Below are 26,784 nucleotides of genomic sequence, written 5' to 3' on the forward strand. Positions count from 1 at the left end.
TTTGCCTAGCCTGCCACAGATTATTTTTTTATCAAATGGTAAATTTTACCCGGACCGTTTTCAGAAATCGAACGCCGGAATATTGATCCGTTTGCCCAAGGTGAACGCATCCGACACATGCACCATGGGTGAGAGATCCACATCGGACGTTCCATTTGCCAGCAAATCGGACATGCGCGCGTAAAGCGCCGGATATTCATCAAGCGCCGTCTGCGACGTCTCTTCCCCGTTGATCAAACAGCGGTTTCCGCCTTCGATCAGCGTCACCTGATCCGATCCCGCGGTGATGTGAATTTCCCATTGTTCGTCTTTCTCCCGCGTCCAGTCGAAAGAAGCCGTGACATCCTGCGTGAACGTCAGGTCCGCCATGATCGGCGTGTCCCAGTTTTCAGGAAACCTGAGCGTCGCCCCTGTCAGATGCACCGCCATTGGCAAAACTTCGGTCATGATCGACAGGGCATTGATCCCAGGGTCCATGACCCCCATCCCGCCCGGTTGTGCGATCCACGTCTGGCCTGGATGCCATTTGCGCACGCTTTCCTGCCAGTCGATGTGAACATTGTCGATCTGCTTGTCTGACAGGAACGCCTTGGCTGCAGCGACCCCTTTTGCCATCCGGCTGTGCCACGTGGCGAACAGAACCACGCCCGCATCATCTGCCAGCCGCTGTAGTGCGTGCACTTCGGCCAATGTCGCGCCGGGGGGTTTTTCCAGCATCACATGCCGCCCTGCCGCAATCGCTTTTTTTGCATAGTCAAAGCGTGGCACCGGTGGCAGGCACAGCGATATAACAGAAATGTCCGGCCGTGCAGCCAGCATCGCGTCCATGTCCGTGAACGCCTCTACGCCTTTGAGGGATCCCGACCGGCTGACCGTTGCAGCCAGTTCCCAAGCGTCGCTGTTGCGAATGGACGGGTCATGCTGGTTGCGTGCGATTTCCCCGATCCCGACGAGTGCGATTTTGGTTGGCATCATTGGCTCCCTCGTCCCATATCGACCCGCCAGACACGGTGAGCGCGTACTAGTTACGCATGCCCGTCTTGCCCGAACATTTGATGACGTCGGGCATAGCGCGGCACCGGTGCGACTTCAAATATTTTGCTGGACCGCATTCCATCGGACCGCCAAACTTCGTTTCAGGAGGCCGCTTATGAACATTGCCCACAATCTCACGCACTGGACCGAACGGGTTGATCTGGCGGCAGCGTTCCGCTGGACCGCACGGCTGAACATGCACGAAGCGGTGGCAAACCACTTTTCGCTCGCGATCAACGATGACGGCACGCGGTTCCTCATGAACCCGAACCAGATGCATTTCAGCCGGATCAAGGCATCAGATCTGATTGTCGTGGATGCCAATGATCCCGCATCGCTGGAAGGCCCCAACGCGCCGGACCCGACTGCATGGGGCCTGCATGGCGGCTTGCACCGTCTGGTTCCGCATGCCCGCTGCGCCATGCACGTGCATTCGATCTTTGCGACGGTGTTGGCCAGTCTCAAGGACAGTTTCCTGCCGCCGATCGACCAGAACTGCTGCACGTTTTTCAACCGCTGCATTATCGATGAAGGCTATGGTGGACTTGCCTTCGAAGACGAGGGGGCCCGCTGCGCCACGATGTTCACCGACCCGAAAAAAAAGGTGATGATCATGGGCAATCACGGCGTTCTGGTCATCGGCCAGACAGTCGCCGAGACATTCAACCGGATGTATTATTTCGAACGCGCTTGCGAGACTTATATCCGCGCCCTGCAAACGGGTCAGCCGCTGCGCGTTTTGCCCGACGATATTGCGGAAAAGACAGCCCGTGAACTGGAAATCTATCCCGAACAGGACGCCCGCCATCTTTCCGAACTCAAGGCACTGCTGGATGAAGAGGGAAGCAATTATGCCAACTGACGGCAATGCCATCACCCACGAGGCCAGATGCTGAGATGATGTGTTTTTGGGATGACCTTTCGATCTGGACCAGTACGCGCCGCCCCGGCTGACTGCTGCCATTTCATCCTTGATCAGACCTTCCAGAACCGGGGCGACCACATGACCGTTTACGGCCTTTCAGACGAACAAAAGATGATCGCAGAGACCGTCCGCAGCTTTGTCGAGAACGAAATCTATCCGCACGAAGACCTTGTCGAACGTACGGGCGAAGTGCCGCCCGATATTGCGCAGGACATAAAACAGAAGACCATCGACCTTGGCTTTTACGCCTGCAATTTTCCCGAAAGCATCGGCTGCGCAGGTTTGAATCACGTTGAATTTGCGCTGGTCGAACGCGAGCTGGGGCGCGGGTCGATGGCGCTTAATCATTTCTTTGGCCGTCCCCAGAATATCCTGATGGCTTGCGAGGGCGAGCAGATCGAACGTTATCTGATGCCAGCCGTGCGCGGTGAACGGATGGACGCGCTTGCCATGACCGAGCCGGGGGCAGGATCGGACATCAGGGGCATGAAATGCAGCGCTGTGCGACAGGGCGGCGATTGGGTTGTCAACGGGACCAAGCATTTCATATCAGGCGCGGATCACGCCGATTTTCTGATCGTTTTCATCGCGACGGGTGAAGACCAGACCCCGAAGGGTCCGAAAAAGCGGATCACGGCGTTTCTGGTAGACCGGGACACGCCGGGTTTTACCATTCGCGATGGATACAAATCTGTAAGTCATCGCGGTTACAAGAACATGATCCTTGAATTCGACGACTGCCGCCTACCTGACGCACAGGTTCTGGGCGCGGTTGATGGCGGTTTTGCCGTGATGAACACCTGGCTTTATGCCACCCGCATCACTGTCGCCACCATGTCTGTCGGGCGTGCGCGCCGCGTGTTCGATTACGCCCTCGACTACGCGGCTGAGCGTGAACAGTTCGGCCAGCCCATCGGCAAGTTTCAGGGCGTCAGCTTTCAGCTGGCCGATATGATTACCGAGATTGACGCGGCCGATCTGCTGACACTTGCCGCTGCCGACCGGCTGGATCAGGGGCTGCCTGCCAATCGCGAAATTGCTTCTGCGAAGCTTTATGCATCTGAAATGCTGGGCCGCGTGACGGACGCGGCTATTCAGGTACATGGCGGGATGGGCCTGATGGATGATTATCCGTTGGAACGGTTCTGGCGCGATGCGCGGGTTGAACGGATCTGGGACGGCACGTCCGAAATCCAGCGGCATATCATCAGCCGTGAGTTGCTGCGGGCCCTTGGCGCATGACGGCAGACCTGACACGGCTGATGCGGTTCCGCTCGCTTGCTGTCATTGGCGGCGGGGCCTGGGGTGAAGCGGTTGTGCAGCAGGCGCAGAAGTTCGGGTTCTCGGGGAATATCTGGCCGATCCATCCGTCACGTGACAAAATCGCCGGGCTACGCGCCTATCGTGGCGTACCTGATCTTCCAGCCCCGCCTGATGCGGCTTTTATCGGGATCAATCGCGATGCGACCATCGGCGCTGTTGAACGTTTGCGTCGCGCCAACGCGGGCGGTGCTGTCTGCTTTGCGTCCGGGTTTGCCGAAGCACAGGCGGAAGATGCGACGGGCGGTGAGGCCCAGAGCCGTTTGCTGCGTGCGGCCGGTGACTTGCCCGTCCTTGGGCCGAATTGCTATGGCTTTATCAATGCGCTGGATGGGGCAATCATCTGGCCGGATCAGCATGGCATGACCCGGGTTGATCGCGGCGTCGCGATCCTGACCCAATCGTCCAACATCGCCATCAACCTGACCTTTCAAAAACGCAGCCTGCCGATCGCGATGATGATTACCTGCGGAAACATGGCGCAGCTGTCGCAGGCTGCCATCGCTTACGATCTGCTTGACGATCCACGCATCACTGCAATCGGATTTCACATCGAGGGTTTCGGTGACATCGCCGCTTGGGAAGCCGTTGCCCGCAAGGCGCACGGGAAGGACATCCCGCTTGTCGCCCTGAAAGCCGGGTTATCCGAAGCGGCCCGAATTGCCACGCAGTCCCATACCGCATCGCTTGCCGGTGATGATACAGGCGCGCAAGCCTTGCTGGATGCGTTGGGGATCGGGCGAGTGCAGTCGCCAACTGCGTTTCTTGAAGCGTTGAAACTGGGGCACGTTTGCGGTCGCCTTGCCAGCGCGAATGTGGCGTCGATCAGCTGTTCGGGGGGCGAAGCATCGCTGGCAGCGGATATCGGGCAGGACAAGGGCGTCCATTTTCCGCCGTTGCGTGATGATCAGGAGGTTGAGCTGCGTGATGTCCTTGGCCCAAAGGTCGCGCTGGCCAACCCGCTGGACTACCACACCTATATCTGGCGCGACCCCGACCGGATGGCCGCAGCCTGGTCGCAGATGGTATCGGACGCGGTGGCGATCACGCTGACCATCGTCGATGTGCCGGACGCCACCCGCGCGGATCCGGCAGACTGGCAATGCGCGATTGATGCAGCAATCAAGACGAAGATCGACACCGGCGGTTGCGTCGCCCTTGTGGCCACGTTGCCGGAAAACCTGCCGACGCATATCGCGGAGCAGCTTCTTGCCGCTGGTGTCGCGCCGCTTCAGGGCTTGTCGGATGCGATGAGTGCTGTTGCCGCCTTGGTGCGTCGCGTCCCAAAGAGCGGCATACTGTCAGGTGCATTCGGCGGTCCGGTCGTATCGCATTCCGAGGCTACGACGAAGGCAGCGTTGGCCGAGTACGGCGTGCCGGTACCGCGTGGCGCGTCCGTCGCGCAGGTCGCGACGCTGGCATTTCCGGTTGCCATGAAACGCACCGACCTGCTGCACAAGACCGACAAAGGTGGGGTCATCCTGGACCTGCCCGACGTGGCCGCGGTGCATGATGCGATAGCGAAATTGCCCGATGCTAGTGCGGTACTGATTGAGGAAATGGTCCAGGAGTGTGTCGCGGAATTGCTGGTCGCATTCTTGCGTGACCCGGCGCATGGTATCGTACTGACCATCGGTGCCGGTGGCACGCTGACAGAGCTGTGGCAGGATACGCAGCACATTCTGTTGCCCGTGACAGCGGATGACATTGAAAGCGCGCTTGCACGGCTACGCATTGCGCCGTTGCTTGCCGGTTACCGCGGTGGTCCTGCTGCAGATAGGGGCGCAATCGTTGAAGCGATCCTGCGGCTGCAAGCCTTTGTGGTTGACCATGCCAGCGGCTTTGTCGAGCTTGAGGTCAACCCGCTGATCTGCACCCCGCAATTCGCCATCGCCGCAGACGCGCTTTGGAGCCAATCCATGCCGGAGGAAGACACATGACAAATCCAATCAAGACACAGCGCGATGGTGCGATCCTTCAGGTCACACTGGACCGTCCGAAGGCCAACGCCATCGACTTGCAAACATCCCGCCGGATGGGCGATGTCTTTGCCAAATTTCGCGATGATCCGGATTTGCGCGTCGCCGTTATCACCGGCGCGGGTGAAAAGTTCTTTTGCCCCGGTTGGGATCTGAAAGCGGCCAATGATGGCGATGCGGTAGATGGCGATTATGGAGTGGGCGGCTTTGGCGGATTGCAGGAATTGCGCGGCATGAACAAGCCGGTGATCGCCGCAGTCAATGGCATTTGTTGTGGTGGTGGTCTGGAATTGGCGCTGGCGGCCGACATCATCCTTGCCGCGGACCACGCGACATTTGCGCTGCCGGAAATACGGTCGGGCACCGTCGCGGATGCTGCCAGCGTCAAACTGCCCAAACGTATCCCTTATCATATTGCCATGGAACTGCTGCTGACGGGGCGCTGGTTCGACGCACAAGAAGCCCATCTCTGGGGGATTGTGAACCATATCCATCCTGCGGCCGATCTGATGCATGCTGCCCGCGCGATGGCCGATCTGATCGCGTCGGGTCCACCGCTTGTCTATGCCGCCATCAAGGAAATCGTGCGCGATGCCGAAGACAGCAAGTTTCAGGATGCGATGAACCGGATCACGAAGCGGCAGCTTGCCAGTGTGGATACGCTTTATTCCAGCGATGATCAGGCCGAAGGCGCCCGCGCCTTTGCCGAAAAACGCGATCCGGTCTGGAAGGGGCGCTAGACCTTGGTGAAGGTCACGATCCGCGCCAGGTCCTGTCGATTCGGGGCGGCGGCGCGATCATCATAGATGCGCACGTCATGCGTTCTTAGATCCGCGATTTGTCCGGCCAATCCTTCAAATCCTGCAGCGAAGTCGGCGGCTTCGTGATGCTTTAGATTGACGGAGAGGGCGAAAACCGCTGCTGGTCGCGTGATATTCAGCAGCGGCAAAAGACCTTCGAATCCGACGTGTCCATGCGTAAAGGTTCCTGCACTGATGATACCGGCGTAATCCTCAGCACTGCCGCTGATCGGTTTCGTTACATCGGCCACCAGAATATTGCGATAAATCTGCTTGTTGCGCGCGACGTCCAGCATATCGACCGACAGATCAAGCGCGTCGATCGGGGTGACCCCCACACGGGCAAGCTGTTCTGCCACCAGCCCCGTACCGGCCCCGACATCCAGCACCGGACCTTTGCCGCCAGCCGCGACAAACGCGCGTGCGACGACGTTGGGCAGTTGATACCCCTGTGAATCGCTGAAGCCGACATCGTAACTGTGCGCCCAATTTTCATAGAGCGCAGTGACATCCTGCGCTGTTTTCAGCGCATAGGCGTCATCCAGATTTGGCGTTTTTTCGGACATGGCAGAAATCTATCACGCCCTTGCGCTTGCGCAATCCGTCCTGCACCTATGCGCCATGGAAAATACACTTCTTTCGTTCGGGCACGGCTATTCGGCCAAGGCGCTTTCGCGGCTGCTGCTGCCGCAAGACTGGCGTGTGATCGGCACAACGCGCAGCGAGGACAAGCTGGCGTCGCTGATGCAAAGCGGGATTGAACCGCGCATCTGGCCGGGTGCCGATATGACCCCAGCCCTGAATGCCGCGACCCATATTCTTGTGTCAGCGTCCCCCGATGACGACGGTGATCCGGTTCTTGCAGCACTGCGTGATGAGATCGCCGCGCGGGCGGATCAGTTCGCATGGGTCGGATATCTGTCCACCACTGGTGTTTACGGCGATCATGATGGCGATTGGGTGGACGAGAGTACCCCGCTGACGCCCACGACCAAGCGCGGCAAGGCGCGCGCGGACGCCGAAGCACAATGGGCTGCCATTCCGGGCCTGCCGCTTCATATCTTTCGCCTTGCGGGCATCTATGGGCCGGGTCGCGGACCGTTTTCAAAGGTGCGAAACGGCACCGCCCGGCGGATCATCAAGCAAGGTCAGGTGTTCAGCCGCACCCATGTATCCGATATCGCGCGCGTGTTGGAAGCCTCGATCAGGAAACCCAATCCGGGGGCGGCCTACAACGTCTGCGACGATGATCCCGCACCCCCACAAGATGTCATTGCCTATGCTGCGGAACTGCTGGGCTTGCCCGTTCCCGAAGCAGTGGATTTCGAGTCCGCGGATATGTCCCCGATGGCTCGCAGTTTTTATGCTGAAAGCAAGAAGGTGCGAAACGACCGGATCAAGGATGAACTGGGGGTCAGGTTGCTGTTTCCGGACTATCGGTCCGGATTACAGGCGCTGTTGGCTGCGGAAGAAAGCGCCGGATAAGCCACGCCAGCGCGGCAAAGCCCAAGAGGAACACGATCGCTACGCCGAAATTACTGGCATAGAACACCACCCGATCATCGAAGGTCAGATTGTTCAGGAACGGATAAGGCAATCCGGTGGTGACTGTTCCGCGCGGCGTGTCGTTCATGCGTTGCAAAACAAGTTCGCCCCACACAACGTAGATAGAGATCACGCCGAACAACCAGCCAAGTGCCGCAAACGGCCTGCGAAAACTGCGGTGGATGAACAAGGCGTCGATCCATTGCAGCAACGGTCCGGCAAGATGCAGGTACAATTCCAGATAGAGCGGCCCGATCTGCCCGTCGCTGGTCACGGACGCGGGGTCCGCGAAGAACAACCGCCAGTAAAGAAAGACGACCATTGCATTAATGACGGCAGTCATCGACACCATCCCATCAAAGCGGCGCGTCGTGCGTCCTTCTTCGCGCGCCATCATGCGGCTGGCACAGAAGAACGACAGGAACAGCGCCCAGACCGTCAGATACCGGAACGGTCCCGCGAATTCGCCGTAATCCCCCATGACGATCATGCGCAGACAATAGCCCGCGGCCAAAAGAAACACGATCCAACGGTAGAGGCGAACGGGGTAGGTAGACATGGCCGCAGACTGCGTCAGCGCGTACTGTTTCGTCCAGACTGACGATACGTCAGTCCGCGCATTTGGATCGCTGAAGAGGTCATCTGCCGATGAAACGGCACTGCTTTGCCATATCCGCGCAATGGGCCTTGTAGCGCTGGGTCTGCACCACATATCAAAGCCAAGTTTGTCAAAAGGAATACCGATGCGCCAACGCGTTGCCAGTCTGCTTGAAACATCCTGGGTCCGTTACGGGATCCTAGGGGTTATTCTGTTCAACGCGGCGATCCTTGGGCTGGAAACGTCCAAGCCTGTGATGGCGGTTGCCGGGGATTTGATCCTGTTTCTTGACGCGCTTTGTCTTGCGATCTTTGTGGTCGAGCTGCTGGCAAAGTTCTTTGCCTACCGGCTGTCGTTCTTCCGTAACGGGTGGAACGTCTTTGATTTCGTGATTGTCGGCATCTCGCTTTTGCCCAGCGCGGGTGGATTGTCGGTCCTGCGGGCATTGCGCATTTTGCGCCTGTTGCGCGTGGTGTCTGTCGCACCGTCATTGCGCCGCGTGGTCGAAGGTTTCGTGACCGCGCTTCCCGGTATGGGTTCGGTTTTCGTGCTGATGGGCATGATGTTTTACATCGGGGCCGTTATGGCCACCAAGCTGTTCGGCGACAGCTTTCCCGATTGGTTCGGCACATTGGGCGACAGCGGCTATACACTGTTCCAGATCATGACGCTGGAAAGCTGGTCCATGGGGATCGTGCGCCCGGTGATGGAGGTCTATCCGTACGCTTGGGCCTTCTTCGTGCCTTTTATCCTTGTGACGACATTCGCGGTCGTGAACCTGTTGGTTGGTCTCATCGTCAATTCGATGCAGGATGCCCATCACGCAGAAGACAACGCCAATACGGACGCCTACCGGGACGAAGTGCTGGCCAAGCTTGATGCGATTGAGCAGCGGTTGGATCGTTTGGGGCGGTGAAGTTTGCTTATGCGGTCATTGCATGACTGCCGGAACATTTCTCGGATCGCCGGACGGGAAGCTGAAACATGCCTTCTTATGTTTTCAGTTGCACGGTCCGCAGACCCGCGTTGTACCGGCCAAACTTCCGTTAGAAGCGCCCAACAGGCCTAGGCCCGCTTTCCCATTGTTACGACACCCATCACCTCGAGCACCTTCGCTTCGATATGTTCGGCGTTCAGTCCGGCGACTGCGTACATGTCGCGCGGGTTGGCCTGATCGATGAAGATATCCGGCAGGACCATGGACCGGAATTTCAGGCCGTGATCGAACACGCCTTCGTCGGCGAGGAGTTGCGCCACATGGCTGCCGAAACCGCCGACTGCGCCTTCTTCGATGGTGATCAACGCCTCGTGCTCTGATGCGAGTTTGAGGATCAGTTCGCGATCGAGCGGTTTGGCAAAGCGGGCGTCCGCGATGGTCGGGGTGATCCCTTTCGCGGCAAGCGATTCGCAGGCTGCTTCGACTTCTTGCAGACGTGTCCCGAATGACAGGATTGCTACTTGCTTGCCTTCGCGGATCATGCGGCCCTTGCCGATTTCCAAAGGTGTGGCGTCAACCGGGATATCAACGCCGACGCCTTCACCACGTGGAAAGCGGAACGCGATTGGGCCGTCGTCGTGCTGTGCTGCGGTGGCGACCATATGCACAAGCTCGGCCTCGTCCGCTGCGGCCATCACGACGAATCCGGGCAGGTTCGCCAAGTAGGCGACATCAAATGCGCCTGCATGGGTCGCACCGTCTGCGCCAACCAGACCGGCGCGGTCTATGGCAAAGCGCACCGGAAGCCGCTGGATTGCCACATCGTGTACGACCTGATCATAGCCACGCTGTAGGAACGTCGAATAGAGCGCACAGAACGGACGCATCCCGCCAGCGGCAAGACCCGCGCTGAATGTCACGGCGTGTTGTTCAGCAATACCGACGTCAAAACAGCGCGAGGCGTAGCGTTCCATGAACTTGTTCAGCCCCGTACCATCGGGCATCGCCGCTGTGACAGCGCAGATGCGGCTGTCTTCGGCTGCGTGTTTCAGAAGACTTTCGGCAAAGACAGAGGTGTAGGACGGCGCATTGCTTTTCGCTTTTTGCTGTTCGCCTGTTACGACGTCAAATTTACCGGTCGCGTGTCCACGATCACGGGCAGCCTCTGCCGGAGCGTAGCCTTTACCCTTTTTTGTAATCGCGTGGATCAGGATCGGGCCAGTGGCCCGTGCCTTGACGGTGCGCAGCACCGACAGCAGTTGTTCCATGTCGTGACCGTCAATGGGGCCGAGATAGCTGAATCCCAATTCCTCGAAAAGGGTGCCGCCGACGGTCATGTGCTTGACCATGTCCTTGGCGCGTTTGGCACCTTCGCGGAGAGGTTCGGGCAGCAGGGAAATTGCACCCTTGGCGGCGGCTTTCAATTCCTGAAACGGCTCGCCTGCGTAAAGACGCGACAGATAGGACGACATCGCTCCGACAGGGGGTGCGATCGACATATCGTTATCGTTGAGGATCACGATCAGCCGCTTGCCCAGATGGCCTGCGTTATTCATCGCCTCATAAGCCATGCCCGCCGACATCGCGCCGTCACCGATTACCGCAATTGCATCACCGCCCTGCCCGCCAAGGTCACGCGCAACCGAAAAGCCCAGTGCCGCCGAGATCGACGTGCTGGAATGGGCGGCGCCAAAGCAATCGTATTCGCTTTCGCTGCGCTTTGTGAAACCGGACAAACCATCCTTCATCCGCAGGGTGCGGATGCGGTCGCGCCGTCCAGTCAGGATCTTGTGCGGATAGCACTGGTGTGACACGTCCCAGATGATCTTGTCCTTGGGCGCGTCAAAGACTGCATGCAAGGCTACGGTCAGTTCGACAACGCCAAGACCCGCACCCAAGTGACCGCCTGTCTCGGAGACGGCAGAGATCGTCTCGGCCCGCACGTCGTCGGCCAGCTGGTGCAACTCTGCATCGGTCAGAACTTTCATGTCTGCCGGCACAGTCACACGATCCAGAATGGGTGTTTTGGGACGCTCAGCCATGAGGTGGCTCCTACTTCTTGCGGTGCAGAACGAACTGCGCCGCCGCGCGGAGTGTATCCGCATCTTTGCCATAAGGACTTAGCGCATCTTGCGCTGATTCCACCAGTTCCGCTGCGCGACGCTTCGCCCCATCAAGACCAAGAAGCGAAACAAAAGTGGCCTTTCCGGCGGCTTCGTCTTTGGATACGGCCTTGCCGACGGTCGCGGCGTCGCCTTCGACATCCAAAATGTCATCAGTGATCTGGAACGCGAGGCCGAGGGCGTCGCCATAGGTGCGCAAGGGTGTCAGTGACGCGTCAGCGATGATTGGCCCGACGAGACATGACCAAGTGATAAGCTCCCCAGTCTTGCCTTTTTGCAGCGCCATGATGCCGTCGAGGTCGAGCGGGTCTGCAGCGCTTTCGGCTGCGATGTCGGCGGCCTGACCCCCGACCATGCCTTGCCCACCGGCGGCCCGCGCCAAGGACCAGAGCAAGGCAACTTGAGTCTTTTCCGAGAAATCGGCGCGCGCCAGCAGTTCGAATGCTTTGGCATGCAATGCGTCCCCCGCGAGGACGGCTGTTGCTTCGTCCCATTTCTTGTGGACAGTCGGTTGGCCCCGTCGCAGATCGTCGTCATCCATGCAAGGCAGGTCGTCATGCACAAGGGAGTAAGCGTGCAAGCATTCGATCGCCGCCGCTGGCATGACCGCCTGCAATGCGGGCACACCGTGCAGACGCGCGCTTTCCATCGCAAGAAAGCCGCGCAGACCTTTCCCACCAACGACCGCGTAGCGCATTGCTTCGCCCAAGGTGACATTCAACGGTGTGTGTATCTCTGCTGCAAGAAATGACTGAACCGCAGTTGCTGCATCGGCCAAAGCAGCCTCGAAGTTCCTAGCCATCCAGCGGCGTCGTTCCGTTTGGCTGCCCATCCGGCGTTAGGGTGATCTTGGCGACTTTTTCTTCGGCTTCTTTCAGCTTCGCCTCGCAGCGCGCCTTGAGCGCAGCGCCGCGTTCGTAAAGCGCGATAGACTGATCCAGCGCGACGTCGCCGCGTTCCAGCTGGCCGACAACGGTTTCCAGCTCTTTCATCGCGTCTTCAAAACTCATCTCATCGACGTTTGGCGCGCTCATCCGGCAGCCTCCTTCAACACATTCACGTGCGCCCGTGCCGAGGCACCAAGCGCGGGCAAGTCATACCCGCCCTCCAACGCAGACACAACGCGACCCTGGCAATGTTTCGCTGCCAGATCGCAAAGCTGCAGCGTCACCCAGGCAAAGTCATCGTCGACCAGGTTCAACCCCGCCAGTGGATCATCCTTATGTGCATCAAAGCCTGCCGAGATCAGCAGGAATTCGGGAGAAAATGCATCAACTCGGGGCAGAACAACCCGTTCCATCACGTCCCGGAATGGTTTCGATCCATCCCCTTCCCGCAAAGGAACGTTCAGCACGTTGCCGACACCGGTTTCATGCGCGGCACCAGTGCCGGGATAAAGCGGCATCTGGTGCGTCGAGCAGAACAGGATGCGGGCGTCGTCTTCGACAAGATCCTGCGTGCCGTTGCCGTGATGCACATCGAAATCAACGATAGCGATACGTTTTAGGCCGTGATGATCCAGCAGATACTTTGCGGCAATTGCCACGTTCCCGAAGAAGCAAAATCCCATCGCCGTTTCGCGCTCTGCATGATGGCCCGGGGGGCGCATGGCGACAAAAGCATTGTCTGCTTCACCGGTCATCACCGCATCGACCGCACGGACGATGCCGCCGACGCCGCGAAATGCTGCTTCGAGCGTGCCGTCGGACATATGCGTGTCTGCATCGAGCGCGCGCCAGCCCTGTTCCGGTGCAGCCGCGCGGATGGCGTTGATATGGGCCTGCGGGTGGGCGCGCAGGATATCGTCCTCTGAACCCTGCGGGGCCTTGAGGCGCAGCAGGTCGATGTCTTCCAAGGCGCCAAGTACGGCATCAAGCCGTGCTACCTGTTCGGGATGTCCCGGTGGCGTTACGTGGTCATAGCAGGCGGGGTGTGTGATCAGAGCGGTTGTCATACGTCCAACTCATCCAATCCGGACGGAAACTGCAATGGCTATTCTGACCGCGCCATGCGGCAAACGTCACTCTGGCGCGAGCATGTATCCGGCACCGCGCACGGTTTGCAGATAGCGGGGCTGTTTTGGATCGACCTCGATCTTGCGGCGCAGACGGGTGATCTGAACATCGACAGCGCGTTCCTGAGTCTGCCCACCTGACCTGCTCAACTCCTCGACAAGGCGGGCGCGCGTCATCGCCTCGCCCGGGGACGCCGAGAAGATGCGCATCAGCTGGCTTTCCGTGGCGGTCAACCGCACCATGTCGTCGCCATTCCACATCTCGCCACGGGCGATATCATAGCGCACAGGCCCCATATGAAGGACCTTTGGGGCAATGGGGTCCGCTTCCACCTGAGGCACGCGGCGCAGGATCGCGTTGATGCGCAATAACAGTTCTTTCGGTTCGAACGGCTTGGCAAGGTAATCATCAGCGCCGGATTCAAGGCCTTTGATCCGGTCATCCGTTTCGCCCTTGGCGGTCAGAAGTAGGATCGGGGTCGTGATCGTCTGGCGCAGATCGCGGCACAGGGAAATTCCGTCCTCGCCCGGCATCATCACGTCCAGAACGATCAGGTCGAATTCCAGACCTGCAAGGATACGGCGGGCATGGGCCGCGTCGCGGGCCCCTGACACAAGGAACCCGTTCCGGGACAGAAACTTTTGCAGAAGTGTGCGAATACGTTCGTCATCATCGACAATCAGCAGGTGGGCATCGTCTGCAATCATTCAGCTCTGTCCTTCATCGTCTCGTATGCGCCGCGCATATCGTCATCCATCATAGCTTCCAGCACCTGCCGGAATCCGACAACGGCCTCTGGCCCTGCCGCCCTATAGGCGCTGCGCATACGGTCACGCTGTGCATTAGAAAGCTCTCGCTCCAAGGCTGCCCCCGCTTCCGTAAGATGCAGATGTCGTTCACGTTTGTCACGCGCCCCGACGGTTGAGGACACCAAACCGTCAGCAACCAGTGTGCGCAAGACACGATTAAGCGATTGCTTTGTAACTCCAAGGATGGCGATAAGGTTATTGACCGTGGTGCCGGGACTGCGGTGAATGAAGTGGATGGCCCGGTGATGCGCCCGGCCATATGCCTTTTCCGAAAGGATACGATCCGGGTCGGCGGTGAAGCCGCGGTAGGCGAAAAACATCGCTTCGATTCCCTGCCGCACCTGTTCATCCGTCAGAAACAGTAGGCTTTGCCCGACCTGCGGTTGCGTATTTTGCGACATTTTCAAACCCCTTAGCTGAAGTTGACGCAAGAATATGTCAGCCTTGTTGACATTCCAAGGCTGCATTGGTAGCGATTCACAGAAAATGCGTAACTTTATGTCCGTTTCGGACCTATTCACGCAATAAATGCAAAATTGAAGGAGTGGTCCGATGGCGGGCGCATATGATGATCGGGACGGTAAAATCTGGTTTGACGGCCAACTGGTCGAATGGCGTGACGCAAAGGTGCATATCCTGACCCACGCCATGCACTACGCCTCTTCCGTATTCGAGGGCGAGCGTTGCTATTCTGGCAAGATATTCAAATCGCGCGAGCATTCTGAACGGCTGATCAAATCTGGTCAGCTGATCGACTTTGACATCCCCTATTCGGTCGATGAGATCGAAGCTGCCAAGCAGGCCGCACTGGATGCCAACGGATTAAAGGACGCCTATGTCCGCCCTGTCGCCTGGCGCGGGTCGGGTGAGGACATGGGCGTTGCAGCAGCACGCAATCCTGTCCATCTTGCCGTCGCGGTCTGGGAATGGGGCAATTACTATGGTGATGCCAAAACCAAGGGCGCCAAGCTTGATATTGCGAAATGGAAGCGCCCGTCGCCGGAAACGGCACCATCTCAGGCCAAGGCCGCCGGGCTTTACATGATCGCCACAATGTCCAAGCACGCCGCAGAAGCGAAGGGCTGTTCAGACGCGCTGATGTTTGATTACCGCGGCTATGTGGCCGAATGCACCGGCGCGAACCTGTTCTTCGTCAAGGATGGTGAAGTGCACACACCCAAGCCGGATGCCTTTTTGAACGGCATCACCCGTCAGACGGTGATTGGGATGCTTAAGGAACAGGGTGTCACCGTGCATGAGCGTGTCATCATGCCCGAAGAGCTGGAAGGCTTCGAGCAATGCTGGCTGACAGGCACAGCGGCAGAGGTGACACCGGTCGGGCAGATCGGCGATTACAACTTCGAGGTCGGCGCGCTTGCGCTGGACGTAGCGTCGTCCTACGAAAAACTGGTGCGCAGCTAGGCCTTGTAGCCGCGGTCAATCCGCAGGAACGCTTTTACGCGTTGTTGCGCATGAGCCCGCGGTCTGCGCTGAAGATCAAGGGTCGCAGGCTTTGGTGTCGCGACCCGTTCAGCAGCGATCGCACGGGCGAGGTCGGTTTTGCGGGTATCTTCTGACTTGCGTTTTTGCATGATATCCTCCGATGTGGATGACAACCATACCACGAAATTACCCGTTGGTCTAACCGCCAAACTTGCCGGTAACGGCGCGTTGCCGCGCACGCTGCAGACCAAGGTGGCGTTCACGCAGAACAACAAGAATTCCAGCCGCAATCACGAGACTTGCGCCGATCAGCATTGGCGTCGTCGGCACTTCGCTGAAGACGAAATATCCGATAAATAACGCCAGCAGCATCGAGGTGTAATCAAAGGGCGCGATCAGCGATGCCTCTGCATGGCGGTAACTGGTGGTGACAAGCATCTGTCCGACGCCCCCCAAGAGGCCGGCGAGGACCAACAGAGCGGCCACGTCCCAAGACGGCACGACCCACCCCCATGGCAATGTCAAAAGTGACATGATCGTGGACGTCACCGTGAACCAGAACACGATTGTCGCCGTGCTTTCGGTGCGCACAAGTTTGCGGACCAGGACCTGCACCATGGCCACCGTCATCGCACCACACAGAACGACGATCACGCCAAGTGTTTCGGTCGAGTTCATCTTTGCGCCGAGCGACAAACGGGGCGAAATGACGATCAACACGCCAACCAGACCCAACGCGACTGCGCTGAGACGTACGACGCCAACCGGTTCTTTGAGATAGACAGCGGCGATGATCACAACGATCAGTGGGGCCGCATAGCCAAGAGCGGTCACTTCGGGAAGCGGTAAAAGGGCAAGTCCGGTGAACCCCAATCCCATTGCAATGGTGCCAAGTATACCGCGCCACAAATGACCAAAAGGTTTCTGCGTTTTCCACCCGTTACGCAATTCACGGCGCATGGCGAGCCAGCCAAGGATGATTGGCATGGCAAAGAACGACCGGAAAAACACGGCCTGTCCCGGTGGCACACTGTCAGCGGTCGCCTTGATCAAGCTTGCCATGATCATGAAAACAGCGACCGACGAGACCTTGAACAGGATGCCACGCAAGGGCTGCATTACTAGAAGTCCATGTCATCATAACTTGGCGCAACATGCACAGGGATTCCCGCAGCGCGCAAGGCACTGATAGCGTGAGCATCCTGACGCGGCCCGGCTTGCCGCAAAATAACGCGGGCGATCCGGCCTGGATGGCGTTTCACGGCATCGGCATAGACATGCGCATCGTGCTGGCCGGTGTCGCCGATCAACACAAAGGGCAAGTTCGGGTTCGCCGCGAGAATGGTGTCAATGGCCTGTCCTTTGTGGTCACCATGCGTTCCGGTGATGAATTGCGTTTCGCTGATCCCGTAATCGCGCAGAAACATCGGTGCTTCGGGCAGTTGGGATTTCGACATGATTTCACGCAGGAACGGATAGAAATTCCAAGGCGAAGAACTGACAAAGAACACCGGGCTCACAACCGTATTGAGCCGCGCCATCAGCCGGACTGCGTCTGGAAACACCAGTCGTGTCGCGGCATTTCCGGTCAATGAGGTCCAGATGTTGCGGGCCAAGGAATAGGCACCGGTCAGGATCATCGTGTCGTCGATGTCCGAAATGATCCCGTAGGACGCTGCCGTGTCCGGAATGATCACGGGACATTGCCAGCTTTTCTTGCCCAGCGTTACCGTGACGATCGTGCGGCCCGTTGCGTCACCGCGCGGCAGTTCCAGCGTGAAGTAGCCTTCTTCGTCGGTCCGCGTCATGACTTCGCCTGCGCTGACAATCACGTCGGCCATTTCGTCTGTGCGAAACAAACCTATCATCGCGCGGAAGTTCGCAAATCGCGACTGATCCGGCCGCATCAACCGTTCCTGCCGCGTGGCCAGAACACGCCCGCGCACAATCAGATGCTGGGGCGTCGCATAGCCGACATAGGGCGTGATGCTTGGTTCTGCCTTGCTGGGGCGACGAAGCACATCCGTCCACCGTTCGATACGCGCCGCGATACGGGCGAGGAGCAGCTTGAAATTCATTCGGTTGGCGTCACTCGCAGGATACCGCCATCCGCCGCATCAAGCAGCGCAAGCAAGCTGCCATCGGGAAGCAATTCAACGTCGCGCACCCGACCAACATCGGTCAAAAGACGTTCTTCGCCAACGACACGGCCGTCTTCCAGTTCAAGACGGACAAGACCGCCCGGACGCAGTGACGCGATGATCAGATCGCCTTGCCAAGGCGCGAAAGGTCCGTCGTAAAAGACCATGCCGCCGGGGGCGATCACCGGATCCCAGTAATAGACCGGTTGCTCCATCCCTTCGGCGACCGCTTCACCACCGCCGACGGGGCTACCATTGTAATTGATACCGTATGAAATCGCAGGCCAACCATAGTTCTTGGCCGCTTCCGGTTTGTTCAGTTCGTCCCCGCCGCGCGGGCCGTGTTCGATTGTCCAAAGCGCGCCGCTGGCATCAAGGGCTGCACCCTGAATATTCCGATGACCATACGACCAGACGGCGTCATCGCCATTTTCACCGACATAGGGGTTATCCATCGGTGCCAGCCCGTCCCACGTCACGCGGATCACCTTGCCGTAGGTAATGTTGATATCCTGCGCTTTGACAGCATCTTCGCGCACGGAGTGTTCGCCTGTGGTGATCCAGACCATGCCGTCGGGCATCGGGATGATCCTGCTGCCGTAGTGCATCGGGTTTTGCGACGGTGGCTGCTGAACGAAGATATCGCGCGCGTCAAGAATTTCGCCACCTTCAGAAAAAACCCCGCGGGCCGCTGCCGTCACAGTGCCGCCCGGCACGCCTTTGGCGTAGGTCCAGTACACTGTCTGGTCATTTTCAAAATCATGAGAGAGCGCGACGTCCAACAAGCCGCCCTGCCCGCGATTATCGACTGTCGGCAGGCCGGCGATCTCTCCTGACACACCGCCGTCGGCACCAACCAGACGCAAACGACCGGGCCGCTCGGTCACCAGATAACGCCCATCGGGCAGGCGGGCGATGCCCCAGGGATGTTCCAGTCCTTCGGCGAAGTTACTTACCTCGACGTTCGTTTTCGGCAATTGCGGGGCGCGGGTCTGATTTTCGAATGCCGGTTCGAAATTGGCGTTGGGTGGACCTTGTGGCACTTCGGCTGCGGCGCCTGTTGCCAGAATTGCGCTGAGGGTGGCAGCCTTGAATATCTTGTTCATCATCCTGATCCTACTTGGCTTGGGGCTATGTAAGTGACGCGTTTCAGATGAACATAGTGCAGATTTCGCGCTAGCCGAGGTTGGCAGACGTCACAATCCCGTCTGACCGGACCGTAGTTTGTCCACAGCCCAGCGCGCAGCATCGGCAACTGTCGGGTCGGGATCAGCCAACTGCGTTTCTGCGACAGACATCAACGCGGGCAGCCCTGAATTTCCGATGGCATAAAGCACATTGCGCACAAAACGATCACGTCCGATCCGCTTTATCGGCGACCCGGAAAAACGTTCGCGGAACGCTGCATCATCCAGAACAGCCAGTTCTGCCAGAGGTGGGTCTTTCACGTCAGCGCGGGCTGCGTATTTCGCATCCCGTGCGGTTTCGGCGAATTTGTTCCACGGGCAAATAGCAAGGCAATCATCGCAACCGTAGATTCGATTGCCCATCAGACCCCGCAGGTCGTCTGCAACCGGTCCTTTGTGTTCGATCGTCAAGTAGGAAATGCAGCGCCGTGCATCCAGTTTGTAAGGCGCTGGAAAGGCGTTGGTCGGGCAGATATCGAGACAAGCGGTGCAGCTACCGCAATGGCCAACCTCTGGCGGATCGGGATCAAGCGGTACGGTCGTGAACATCGCGCCCAAAAAGAACCAGTTGCCCAGATCGCGGCCCAGCAGATTGGTGTGTTTGCCTTGCCAGCCAAGCCCCGCCGCCTGAGCGAGCGGTTTTTCCATGACCGGCGCGGTATCTACGAAAACCTTGATTTCCGCATCTGGCACTTGCGAGATGAACCAGCGCCCGACCCGCTTGAGCCGCTTCTTGAGGACGTCGTGATAGTCGCGGCCCTGCGCATAGACAGAAATGGCGGCCTTGTCCTTGTGCCCCAGCACAGCCAGCGGATCATGTGTCGGTGTGTAAGGTTCGGCGAACATCACCACTGATTTCGCTGCTGGCCAAAGTGCGGACGGATCGCCACGCCAGTGCATCCTATCGGCCATCCAGCCCATCTGCCCGTGGTAACCAGCATCAACGAACTGCTCTAGCGACTGCGCAAGCGACACGGCATCGGGGCGGCAAACCCCGATTTTTGCGAACCCTTCGGCACGGGCAAAACTGTCGAGTTCGGTCCTTAGCGACATGACGCGCGTGGGTGGGATCCCCGCTTAGAAGTCAAGATCGGCATAGTGGGCAGGTTGCGGAAAACCGGGGACCTGATCGGCCAGAAGGGAACGGAACGCTGGGCGGGATTTGATCTTGGCATACCAGTCTTTCACGACCTCGTGGCGGTTCCAGTCAACGTCGGAAATATAGTCCAGACATGACAACTGTGCCGCTGCCGCGAAATCGGCGAGCGTCATGTCGTTGCCGGCAAGCCAGCGCCGCTGGTCCAGAAGGTGGGCCATGTAATCAAGGTGGTACTTGACCGCGCGGGATCCTGCCTTGACGTTCGTGCTGTCGGGATAGCCGGTGCCCATCACTTTGCGGAACACGCGTTCACCCAACAGCTTGGCGGTGACTTCCTTGTAGAATTTGTCATCGAACCACGCAACGATCCGCCGCGCTTCGTACCGGCCTTCCGCGCCGTTTGGAAGAAGCGGCGGGGTCGGATGGCTATCTTCGAGATATTCACAAATGGCCGTACTATCGGCCATTGTACGGTTGCCCATTTTCAGGACTGGCACCTTGCCAGCAGGGTTGCGGCGCAGGAAATCGGCATCCTGTTCCCAATACCGTTCCTCGACCAGTTCGACTTCGATTTTCTTCTCTGCCATGGACAGGCGCACTTTGCGCGAAAACGGAGACAGCGGGTAATGGTAAAGTCGGTTCATGGGGGCAACTCACGTTGTGGCTGCATCTTCAATGCCGCATCCCGCGCGTGCGTTCAACCTTCGAAGCAGTCCGCCCGTCCATCGGCAAGGATCGTTGCGGCCCCATCCATGATACTGGCCGCGCGGCGTCGCTGGGTGGGTGTCGGATTTGACGCACTGCGGGTCTTGGGCGATGGCAAAACCATCGCAAGCCGCGCCGCCTGACGTGGTGTCAGATCGGCAGCATCGACACCGAAATAATGTCGCGCCGCGGCCTGCACGCCGAACACGCCTTCATCGAATTCGGCGACGTTCAGATAAACCTCCAGCACGCGGCGTTTTGACCAGACAGCCTCGACCAGCGGGGTCCAGATGGCCTCTATTGCTTTGCGCATGTAAGATCGGCCATGCCAGAGATAGACGTTCTTGACGGTTTGCTGCGATATCGTCGATGCGCCACGATTGCTGCCTTCGTCGATTGCGGTCTGAATGGCGTCCACGTCCAGTCCCCAATGCAGACAGAAATTCGCATCCTCGGCGGCTACGGCGGATCGGGCCATCACGGGCGCGATATTTTCGAGCGCGACCCATTCCTGAGTGACACCACCCAGTCGGCGGCTTTCGCTGGCCATGTAGATATTTGTAGGCGGGTTCACCACGGTGAACAAAAGCGTCACCAGCACGACGAATGCAAAGACCCCGAACAGGCCACGCCAGAGCAGGCGACGCAACCGTGCCAATAGGCTCGGTTTGGGCGGTGCTTTCTTGCGTGTTGTCTTTTTGGTCTTGGGTTTTGCCATGCCACGTTAAGCCACGCCAATTTTGACATGGTCAAGGCAGGCTGATGGAAAACCCCGCGCAATGCGGGGTTCTCACAACAGTTATTCGGCTGGAATGGCCGCCTCTTCCTCTGTCAGCGGAACCGGAAGGTGGATGAGCATTTCCTTTGGACAGATTTGCAGGAAGTTTGATTTCTCTACATCCCAGTGCTGCAGGATTTCCGTCGCCTTGCGGCTGCCGGTTTCTGCGGCATGGCGCTTGATCAATCCGTGAAGCTGGGATTCCCAGTGATCCACCGTTACCGGACAGGTTACCAGTGTTTCCATATTGATCAAAACGCCGGAAAGACCCTCGGGATCATAAAGATAGGCCATGCCGCCTGTCATACCCGCACCGAAGTTTGCACCGATTGATCCGAGGATCACAGCAACGCCACCCGTCATGTATTCGCAGCCGTTCGTACCGCAGCCTTCGATCACGACTTTCGCACCGGAATTACGCACGGCGAACCGCTCGCCCGCCCGACCGGCGGCAAAGAGATATCCATCCGTCGCCCCGTAAAGGACCGTGTTGCCGATGATCGTGTTTTCGGAGGCCACAAGCGGACTTTGCATCTGCGGACGCACGATAATCGTGCCGCCTGACAAGCCCTTGCCGACATAGTCGTTCGCATCGCCCGACACTTCCAGCTTCAGGCCCGGCACTGCGAAAGCACCCAGCGATTGCCCGGCCGAGCCGCGCAGCTTTACGGTCAGATGGTCTTGTTGCAGGTCGTTGCGCATGCCGAACCGGCTGACGATATGCGAGGACGTACGTGTCCCGACCGTGCGCAGTGTGTTTTGCACGGCGTATTCCAACTGCATTTTTTCGCCGTCTTTCAGGAAGCGGTCGGCGTCCTTGACGATTTGTGCGTCCAGCGTGTCATCGACAGGGTTGCGTGGACGATTGCGGTCGTACTTGATCTTGGCCGCACCATCGACAGTGATCAGCAAGGGGTTCAGATCAAGATCATCCAGATGTGCAGAACCGCGTGACACCTGTGTAAGCAGGTCAGCACGCCCGATCACGTCATCCAGCGACCGCGCCCCGATTGAGGCGAGGATTTCGCGCACTTCGGTGGCGTAAAACGTGATCAGGTTCACGACCTTGTCCGCGTTTCCAGTGAATTTCTGGCGCAGGCTTTCATCCTGCGTGCAGACGCCGACAGGGCAGGTGTTTGATTGGCACTGACGGACCATGATGCAGCCCATTGCGATCAAGGCAGCGGTGCCGATGCCGTATTCTTCGGCACCCATCATCGCGGCCATGACGATATCGCGACCAGTGCGCAAACCACCGTCCGTGCGCAGCGTGATGCGTTCGCGCAGATTGTTCATCGCCAGGACCTGATGCGCCTCGGTCAGGCCCATTTCCCATGGCAGACCAGCGTATTTGATCGATGTCCCCGGGCTGGCACCCGTGCCGCCGTTGTGGCCCGAGATCAGGATCACGTCGGCCTTGGCCTTGGCAACACCGGCAGCAATCGTGCCGACGCCGGATGACGAGACGAGTTTGACCGTCACCTTACAACGCGGGTTGATCTGCTTGAGGTCATAGATCAGCTGGGCCAGATCCTCGATCGAGTAGATATCGTGGTGTGGTGGCGGCGAGATCAGTGTCACGCCCTTGGTCGAATGCCGCAAGCGGGCAATCAGGTCTGTGACTTTCATCCCCGGAAGCTGACCACCCTCGCCCGGCTTGGCACCTTGTGCGACCTTGATTTCAAGTTCTTCGCAATGGTTCAGGTATTCGGCCGTAACGCCGAAGCGGCCAGAAGCGACCTGCTTGATTTTTGCGGACGGATTGTCGCCGTTCGATTCAGGCACGAAATGCGCCGGGTCTTCGCCACCTTCGCCGGAGTCCGACTTGGCCCCGATCCGGTTCATTGCGACGTTCAGCGTTTTATGTGCTTCCGGGCTGAGTGCGCCCAGCGACATGCCAGGTGTCACGAACCGCTGACGGATCGATGTGATGCTTTCGACTTCTTCAATCGGGACCGGCTTGCCAAGCGGCTTGATTGCAAGCAGATCACGCAGGTGGATTGGCGGGTTGCTTTGCATGGACTTGCTGAACTGCTGCCACATCGCATAGCTCGCCTTATTGCAGGCGGCCTGCAGCATGTGCATTGTCTGCGCTTCCCACGCGTGTTTTTCACCCGAGCGGCGCGCTTTGTAAAATCCGCCAATTGGCAGGATATCGGTGCCTTGCTTCCAGCCTTTCGCGTGTACGTCTTCCAGCTTTGTCTGGATACCATTTGTGCCGATCCCGGAGATACGCGACTGCATACCCGGGAAATATTCGGCAACCATTGCGCGAGACAGACCCACCGCTTCGAAGTTCAGACCACCGCGGTAGGACGATAGAACCGAAATTCCCATCTTGGACATGATCTTGAGAAGGCCTGCGTTGATTGCATCGCGATAACGGTTCACGGCCTCTGTTAGCGTCCCGTCGATCAGACCACGATTCAGCCGGTCGGCAATCGAATCCTGTGCGAGGTAGGCATTCACGGTCGTTGCACCGCAACCGATCAATACGGCAAAGTAGTGCGGGTCGACACATTCCGCAGAACGGACGTTGATCGAACAGAACGTGCGCAGGCCCTTGGCCGTCAGACCGGAATGCACCGCCGACGTCGCAAGGATCATCGGCATCGCGACGCGGTCCTCGTTCTGGTGCTGATCGGTCAATATCAGATGACCAGCACCTGAGCGCACTGCATCCTCTGCCTCTGACCGGATGCGCGCCAGGCCTTTGGACAGTGATCCGGCACCAGGCGTGAAAGTGCAGTCAATTATGGATACATTTTCCCCGAAATGCCGCAACATTTCATCAAATTCACCGTTGGCGACGAATGGACTATCCAGCACCAGGATTTCTGTCTGGCTACCGTCTTCGTCCAATACGTTCTTGAGATTGCCAAAGCGTGTCTTCAGCGACATAACCCTGCTTTCGCGCAGGCTGTCGATGGGCGGGTTCGTTACCTGCGAGAAGTTCTGGCGGAAGAAATGGCTGAGCGGGCGATAGGTTTTGGAGAGCACCGCACTGGGTGTGTCATCGCCCATAGAGGCGATCATCTCTTTCCCGTCTTCGGCCATCGGGGCCAGCACCTGTTCCAGTTCCTCCATGGAATAGCCGGCAGCAATCTGGCGCTTGCGCAAATCAGATGCTTCGAACAAAGCCTTCTCTGGCACGTCACGCGTCAGATCGTTTAGATCGACAACTTTTTCGACCCATTCGCCGAACGGCTGGGACGCTGCAAGCTTGTCCTTGATTTCGACATCATGGAACAACTTGCCCTCTTGCATGTCGACGGCAATCAGTTGACCCGGACCCAGCGCGCCCTTTTCGACGACACTTGCTTCGTCGATTGGCACCATGCCGACTTCGGACCCGGCGATTAGCAAGCCATCACCCGTCACGACATACCGCAGCGGGCGCAAGCCGTTCCGGTCAAGGCCGCCACAAACCCAACGACCATCGGTCATGGCAAGCGCTGCGGGACCATCCCAGGGTTCCATGACCGCATTGCAGTAGCCGTACATATCCTGCCACGCCTGCGGCATCTCGACCGCTTGCTGAGACCATGCCTCGGGAACCAGCATCGTTTTGGCCATCGGCGCATTGCGGCCGGCACGCACAAGAACTTCGAACACGGAATCAAGGGCGGCGGAATCCGACGAACCACTTGATATGATCGGCTTGATATCATCGGCCATGTCACCAAACGCGCTGGAAGCCATGCGAATTTCGTGGCTGCGCATCCAGTTGATGTTGCCTTTGAGCGTATTGATTTCGCCGTTGTGCGCCAGCATGCGGAACGGCTGAGCCAGCTTCCACTGCGGGAATGTATTCGTGGAATAGCGCTGGTGGTAAATCGCGAAGGCGGATTCGAAACGTTCGTCCAGCAGGTCGGGATAGAATTCAGCAACCTGTTCGGCCAGCATCATGCCTTTGTAGATGATAGAGCGGCACGACAGCGAACAAATATAAAGATCAAGCGCGCTCGCAGCTTTTTCGATGCGGCGGCGGATGATGTAGAGTTCACGCTCGAACTCTTCTTCGGTCATGTCCTTTTCACAGCGGATCAGGATCTGTTCGATCTCGGGGCGGGTCGCGTTTGCCTTTGAGCCCAGAACATCGGTGTTCACCGGCACGTGCCGCCAACCATATATATAGTGTCCCATCCGCAAAACTTCGGATTCCACGATCGTGCGGCAATGTTCTTGCGCACCAAAATCCGTGCGGGGCAGGAATACCTGACCGACAGCGACAAGCTTGTCCTCGCTCGGCTCATGCCCTGTGCGGCGAATTTGGTCGTAGAAGTAGGGCACCGGAATCTGGATGTGGATGCCCGCACCATCGCCCGTTTTGCCATCGGCATCGACAGCGCCGCGGTGCCAGATCGCCTTGAGCGCATTGATCCCCTTTTCGACAACGCCACGCGATGGCGTTCCGTCAATCGAAACTACAAGGCCGACACCACAGGACGAATGTTCATCCACATCACGATACAGGCTGTTTTCGGCCATCCATTTGCGCTTTGCCTCTTCGGCAGCAACCCAGGTGGAATCATAGTTTGTCATGGCGGGGTCCTCTCCTGTGAAGGGGATCAGGTTTTGTTGCAATTAATCAGTCGAGCGGCGTGAAAGACGACAGCATTACACCGCACCCATGTTTCGGGTTGGCGGATAGAAAGCCGGTTTCTCCGGGGAAGATGAATTCGACAGGACTGTCGTCCTTTTCGAAACTGTCAGTTGGCGTTGTCACAGTCCCGGTCCCGGCAAGAAACATGCGCCAGCGGCGGCTGATGAATTCATTGCCCTCAGCGCTCCAGAGTTCTGTCCCGTCGGGTGCCAGTGCGCGGATTTGGTACTTTGTTTCTTCGAGGTCGATCCCGTCGATGGTGATCGTCCGTCCAGTCAGCTCGTCCTGTCCGACATAGCGCGTGGTTCCGATCTCGTCCGAGAGCGTTTCGAAATCGAACGTGTCCTTGCCTGTTATTGTTAGTTCAGTGAAGGACGCCGGATCGTTCTCTACTGGACTCAGGCGTTCGCTGTGTCCGGTAAACGGGTGATAACTGCCGACCCACTGCGTTTCGCTGTTAATGCTGCCGATATAGGTCAGGCCGCGTTCGGTCAGGCTGACACGTTGCTGGTGACCTGCGGGATCGCCTTCACAGGTGAAGTGATGATCGACGGAACAGTCATTGCTTTGCACCGTGAGGAAGGCTGTGCAGCCTGCAGGCAGGCTGAAGATCGCTGGACCTTCCTGTCCGAATGACGTGGTCGCGAGCGTTGCAAAGCCTATCGAGAAGGCGACCAGAGCTGACATGCTGGCCAATCGAGATTGAGCCGTGAAATGCATTGTTTGCGCATGCGCTGCG

Annotated in this window: 25 protein-coding genes; 7 read left to right on the forward strand and 18 right to left on the reverse strand. The window is 58.3% G+C overall.

Annotation, left to right across the window (positions count from 1 at the left end):
* Positions 1-60 precede the first annotated feature (60 nt).
* Positions 61-972, reverse strand: coding sequence for a Gfo/Idh/MocA family protein (locus BMY44_RS14135; RefSeq protein WP_089997178.1), 912 nt, complete (start codon positions 970-972; stop codon positions 61-63).
* Positions 973-1,150: 178 nt separating this feature from the next.
* On the opposite strand from BMY44_RS14135, the gene BMY44_RS14140 reads away from it, so the two are divergent.
* The 4 genes from BMY44_RS14140 to BMY44_RS14155 all read left to right on the forward strand — a co-directional run bounded on the left by BMY44_RS14140 (position 1,151) and on the right by BMY44_RS14155 (position 5,999).
* A complete protein-coding gene (locus BMY44_RS14140; protein ID WP_089996160.1) occupies positions 1,151-1,897 on the forward strand; it encodes a class II aldolase and adducin N-terminal domain-containing protein in 747 nt (248 codons plus the stop codon).
* Positions 1,898-2,038: 141 nt separating this feature from the next.
* The gene (locus BMY44_RS14145) at positions 2,039-3,202 is read left to right on the forward strand and encodes an acyl-CoA dehydrogenase family protein (RefSeq protein ID WP_089997179.1); all 1,164 of its coding nucleotides are present in this window, start codon (positions 2,039-2,041) and stop codon (positions 3,200-3,202) included.
* On the forward strand, positions 3,199-5,220 hold the full coding sequence (locus BMY44_RS14150) for an acetate--CoA ligase family protein (protein ID WP_089996164.1): 2,022 nt from the start codon (positions 3,199-3,201) through the stop codon (positions 5,218-5,220). The genes BMY44_RS14145 and BMY44_RS14150 overlap by 4 nt, the downstream gene beginning before the upstream one ends.
* Positions 5,217-5,999, forward strand: a complete 783-nt coding sequence (locus BMY44_RS14155) for a carnitinyl-CoA dehydratase (RefSeq protein ID WP_089996166.1) — start codon at positions 5,217-5,219, stop codon at positions 5,997-5,999. Before BMY44_RS14150 ends, BMY44_RS14155 begins: the two co-directional genes overlap by 4 nt.
* On the opposite strand, the gene BMY44_RS14160 is transcribed toward BMY44_RS14155, so the two are convergent.
* Positions 5,996-6,625, reverse strand: a complete 630-nt coding sequence (locus tag BMY44_RS14160; protein ID WP_089996169.1) for a class I SAM-dependent DNA methyltransferase — start codon at positions 6,623-6,625, stop codon at positions 5,996-5,998. The genes BMY44_RS14155 and BMY44_RS14160 overlap by 4 nt on opposite strands.
* 55 nt (positions 6,626-6,680) lie before the next feature.
* Here BMY44_RS14160 and BMY44_RS14165 point away from each other — a divergent pair, with 55 nt between their 5' ends.
* Positions 6,681-7,544, forward strand: coding sequence for an SDR family oxidoreductase (locus BMY44_RS14165; protein WP_089997180.1), 864 nt, complete (start codon positions 6,681-6,683; stop codon positions 7,542-7,544).
* Here the strand turns inward: BMY44_RS14165 and BMY44_RS14170 are convergent.
* Entirely contained in the window at positions 7,474-8,163 is a 690-nt protein-coding gene (locus BMY44_RS14170; RefSeq protein WP_089996171.1) for an androgen-induced gene 1 family protein, read from the reverse strand. The genes BMY44_RS14165 and BMY44_RS14170 overlap by 71 nt on opposite strands.
* A 184-nt stretch (positions 8,164-8,347) precedes the next feature.
* On the opposite strand from BMY44_RS14170, the gene BMY44_RS14175 reads away from it, so the two are divergent.
* Positions 8,348-9,118 (forward strand): ion transporter, encoded by a 771-nt coding sequence (locus BMY44_RS14175; RefSeq protein WP_089997181.1) that lies wholly within the window; start codon positions 8,348-8,350, stop codon positions 9,116-9,118.
* A 149-nt stretch (positions 9,119-9,267) separates the two neighbouring features.
* Here the strand turns inward: BMY44_RS14175 and dxs are convergent, their stop codons facing one another.
* From dxs to BMY44_RS14205, 6 genes are all read right to left on the reverse strand, one after another.
* Positions 9,268-11,181, reverse strand: coding sequence for a 1-deoxy-D-xylulose-5-phosphate synthase (gene dxs, locus BMY44_RS14180; RefSeq protein ID WP_089996173.1), 1,914 nt, complete (start codon positions 11,179-11,181; stop codon positions 9,268-9,270).
* Positions 11,182-11,191: 10 nt separating this feature from the next.
* Complete coding sequence (locus tag BMY44_RS14185) at positions 11,192-12,064, reverse strand: polyprenyl synthetase family protein (RefSeq protein WP_089996176.1); 873 nt, start codon at positions 12,062-12,064, stop codon at positions 11,192-11,194.
* A complete protein-coding gene (locus BMY44_RS14190; protein WP_089996179.1) occupies positions 12,057-12,296 on the reverse strand; it encodes an exodeoxyribonuclease VII small subunit in 240 nt (79 codons plus the stop codon). Before BMY44_RS14190 ends, BMY44_RS14185 begins: the two co-directional genes overlap by 8 nt.
* Positions 12,293-13,216 carry a histone deacetylase family protein gene (locus tag BMY44_RS14195; RefSeq protein WP_089996181.1) on the reverse strand — a complete coding sequence of 308 codons (924 nt, stop codon included), beginning with the start codon at positions 13,214-13,216 and terminating at the stop codon, positions 12,293-12,295. Before BMY44_RS14195 ends, BMY44_RS14190 begins: the two co-directional genes overlap by 4 nt.
* 66 nt (positions 13,217-13,282) lie before the next feature.
* Positions 13,283-13,984: a response regulator gene (locus BMY44_RS14200; RefSeq protein WP_089996184.1), complete on the reverse strand. Its 702-nt coding sequence runs from the start codon at positions 13,982-13,984 to the stop codon at positions 13,283-13,285.
* Complete coding sequence (locus BMY44_RS14205) at positions 13,981-14,487, reverse strand: MarR family winged helix-turn-helix transcriptional regulator (RefSeq protein ID WP_089997182.1); 507 nt, start codon at positions 14,485-14,487, stop codon at positions 13,981-13,983. Before BMY44_RS14205 ends, BMY44_RS14200 begins: the two co-directional genes overlap by 4 nt.
* Before the next feature lie 151 nt (positions 14,488-14,638).
* Here BMY44_RS14205 and BMY44_RS14210 point away from each other — a divergent pair, with 151 nt between their 5' ends.
* Positions 14,639-15,508, forward strand: a complete 870-nt coding sequence (locus BMY44_RS14210) for a branched-chain amino acid aminotransferase (protein ID WP_089996186.1) — start codon at positions 14,639-14,641, stop codon at positions 15,506-15,508.
* On the opposite strand, the gene BMY44_RS18240 is transcribed toward BMY44_RS14210, so the two are convergent.
* The 9 genes from BMY44_RS18240 to BMY44_RS14255 form a co-directional block, all read right to left on the reverse strand.
* Entirely contained in the window at positions 15,505-15,678 is a 174-nt protein-coding gene (locus tag BMY44_RS18240) for a hypothetical protein (protein ID WP_165611851.1), read from the reverse strand. The two genes, BMY44_RS14210 and BMY44_RS18240, sit on opposite strands and share 4 nt — an antisense overlap.
* A 49-nt stretch (positions 15,679-15,727) precedes the next feature.
* Positions 15,728-16,648: a DMT family transporter gene (locus BMY44_RS14220; protein ID WP_089996192.1), complete on the reverse strand. Its 921-nt coding sequence runs from the start codon at positions 16,646-16,648 to the stop codon at positions 15,728-15,730.
* Positions 16,649-16,650: 2 nt separating this feature from the next.
* The gene (locus BMY44_RS14225) at positions 16,651-17,607 is read right to left on the reverse strand and encodes a phosphatase domain-containing protein (RefSeq protein ID WP_089996195.1); all 957 of its coding nucleotides are present in this window, start codon (positions 17,605-17,607) and stop codon (positions 16,651-16,653) included.
* Positions 17,604-18,779 (reverse strand): PQQ-dependent sugar dehydrogenase, encoded by a 1,176-nt coding sequence (locus BMY44_RS14230; RefSeq protein ID WP_423219754.1) that lies wholly within the window; start codon positions 18,777-18,779, stop codon positions 17,604-17,606. Before BMY44_RS14230 ends, BMY44_RS14225 begins: the two co-directional genes overlap by 4 nt.
* Positions 18,780-18,866: 87 nt before the next feature.
* Entirely contained in the window at positions 18,867-19,910 is a 1,044-nt protein-coding gene (queG, locus tag BMY44_RS14235; RefSeq protein ID WP_089996197.1) for a tRNA epoxyqueuosine(34) reductase QueG, read from the reverse strand.
* A gap of 24 nt (positions 19,911-19,934) precedes the next feature.
* A complete protein-coding gene (gene fzlA / locus BMY44_RS14240) occupies positions 19,935-20,600 on the reverse strand; it encodes an FtsZ-binding protein FzlA (RefSeq protein WP_089996200.1) in 666 nt (221 codons plus the stop codon).
* A 53-nt stretch (positions 20,601-20,653) separates the two neighbouring features.
* Complete coding sequence (gene mtgA, locus BMY44_RS14245; RefSeq protein WP_089996202.1) at positions 20,654-21,379, reverse strand: monofunctional biosynthetic peptidoglycan transglycosylase; 726 nt, start codon at positions 21,377-21,379, stop codon at positions 20,654-20,656.
* Positions 21,380-21,460: 81 nt separating this feature from the next.
* Positions 21,461-25,984: a glutamate synthase large subunit gene (gene gltB, locus BMY44_RS14250; protein WP_089996205.1), complete on the reverse strand. Its 4,524-nt coding sequence runs from the start codon at positions 25,982-25,984 to the stop codon at positions 21,461-21,463.
* A gap of 46 nt (positions 25,985-26,030) precedes the next feature.
* Positions 26,031-26,732, reverse strand: a complete 702-nt coding sequence (locus tag BMY44_RS14255) for a hypothetical protein (RefSeq protein ID WP_242650570.1) — start codon at positions 26,730-26,732, stop codon at positions 26,031-26,033.
* Between the last annotated feature and the right edge of the window lie 52 nt (positions 26,733-26,784).

The sequence above is a fragment of the Cognatiyoonia koreensis genome (assembly GCF_900109295.1).
In the GTDB taxonomy this organism is placed as follows: Bacteria; Pseudomonadota; Alphaproteobacteria; order Rhodobacterales; family Rhodobacteraceae; genus Cognatiyoonia; species Cognatiyoonia koreensis.

Excerpts from the sequence above, each read along its gene's own strand:
- dxs (WP_089996173.1), bottom strand. The coding sequence starts at position 11,181 with ATGGCTGAGCGTCCCAAAACACCCATTCTGGATCGTGTGACTGTGCCG.
- BMY44_RS14155 (WP_089996166.1), top strand. The coding sequence starts at position 5,217 with ATGACAAATCCAATCAAGACACAGCGCGATGGTGCGATCCTTCAGGTC.
- BMY44_RS14140 (WP_089996160.1), top strand. The coding sequence starts at position 1,151 with ATGAACATTGCCCACAATCTCACGCACTGGACCGAACGGGTTGATCTG.
- BMY44_RS14225 (WP_089996195.1), bottom strand. The coding sequence starts at position 17,607 with ATGAATTTCAAGCTGCTCCTCGCCCGTATCGCGGCGCGTATCGAACGG.
- fzlA (WP_089996200.1), bottom strand. The coding sequence starts at position 20,600 with ATGAACCGACTTTACCATTACCCGCTGTCTCCGTTTTCGCGCAAAGTG.
- BMY44_RS18240 (WP_165611851.1), bottom strand. The coding sequence starts at position 15,678 with ATGCAAAAACGCAAGTCAGAAGATACCCGCAAAACCGACCTCGCCCGT.
- BMY44_RS14205 (WP_089997182.1), bottom strand. The coding sequence starts at position 14,487 with ATGTCGCAAAATACGCAACCGCAGGTCGGGCAAAGCCTACTGTTTCTG.
- BMY44_RS14255 (WP_242650570.1), bottom strand. The coding sequence starts at position 26,732 with ATGTCAGCTCTGGTCGCCTTCTCGATAGGCTTTGCAACGCTCGCGACC.
- BMY44_RS14165 (WP_089997180.1), top strand. The coding sequence starts at position 6,681 with ATGGAAAATACACTTCTTTCGTTCGGGCACGGCTATTCGGCCAAGGCG.
- BMY44_RS14190 (WP_089996179.1), bottom strand. The coding sequence starts at position 12,296 with ATGAGCGCGCCAAACGTCGATGAGATGAGTTTTGAAGACGCGATGAAA.
- BMY44_RS14210 (WP_089996186.1), top strand. The coding sequence starts at position 14,639 with ATGGCGGGCGCATATGATGATCGGGACGGTAAAATCTGGTTTGACGGC.
- BMY44_RS14175 (WP_089997181.1), top strand. The coding sequence starts at position 8,348 with ATGCGCCAACGCGTTGCCAGTCTGCTTGAAACATCCTGGGTCCGTTAC.
- BMY44_RS14220 (WP_089996192.1), bottom strand. The coding sequence starts at position 16,648 with ATGCAGCCCTTGCGTGGCATCCTGTTCAAGGTCTCGTCGGTCGCTGTT.
- BMY44_RS14230 (WP_423219754.1), bottom strand. The coding sequence starts at position 18,779 with ATGATGAACAAGATATTCAAGGCTGCCACCCTCAGCGCAATTCTGGCA.
- mtgA (WP_089996202.1), bottom strand. The coding sequence starts at position 21,379 with ATGGCAAAACCCAAGACCAAAAAGACAACACGCAAGAAAGCACCGCCC.
- BMY44_RS14185 (WP_089996176.1), bottom strand. The coding sequence starts at position 12,064 with ATGGCTAGGAACTTCGAGGCTGCTTTGGCCGATGCAGCAACTGCGGTT.
- BMY44_RS14150 (WP_089996164.1), top strand. The coding sequence starts at position 3,199 with ATGACGGCAGACCTGACACGGCTGATGCGGTTCCGCTCGCTTGCTGTC.
- gltB (WP_089996205.1), bottom strand. The coding sequence starts at position 25,984 with ATGACAAACTATGATTCCACCTGGGTTGCTGCCGAAGAGGCAAAGCGC.
- BMY44_RS14200 (WP_089996184.1), bottom strand. The coding sequence starts at position 13,984 with ATGATTGCAGACGATGCCCACCTGCTGATTGTCGATGATGACGAACGT.
- queG (WP_089996197.1), bottom strand. The coding sequence starts at position 19,910 with ATGTCGCTAAGGACCGAACTCGACAGTTTTGCCCGTGCCGAAGGGTTC.
- BMY44_RS14160 (WP_089996169.1), bottom strand. The coding sequence starts at position 6,625 with ATGTCCGAAAAAACGCCAAATCTGGATGACGCCTATGCGCTGAAAACA.
- BMY44_RS14145 (WP_089997179.1), top strand. The coding sequence starts at position 2,039 with ATGACCGTTTACGGCCTTTCAGACGAACAAAAGATGATCGCAGAGACC.
- BMY44_RS14195 (WP_089996181.1), bottom strand. The coding sequence starts at position 13,216 with ATGACAACCGCTCTGATCACACACCCCGCCTGCTATGACCACGTAACG.
- BMY44_RS14170 (WP_089996171.1), bottom strand. The coding sequence starts at position 8,163 with ATGTCTACCTACCCCGTTCGCCTCTACCGTTGGATCGTGTTTCTTTTG.
- BMY44_RS14135 (WP_089997178.1), bottom strand. The coding sequence starts at position 972 with ATGCCAACCAAAATCGCACTCGTCGGGATCGGGGAAATCGCACGCAAC.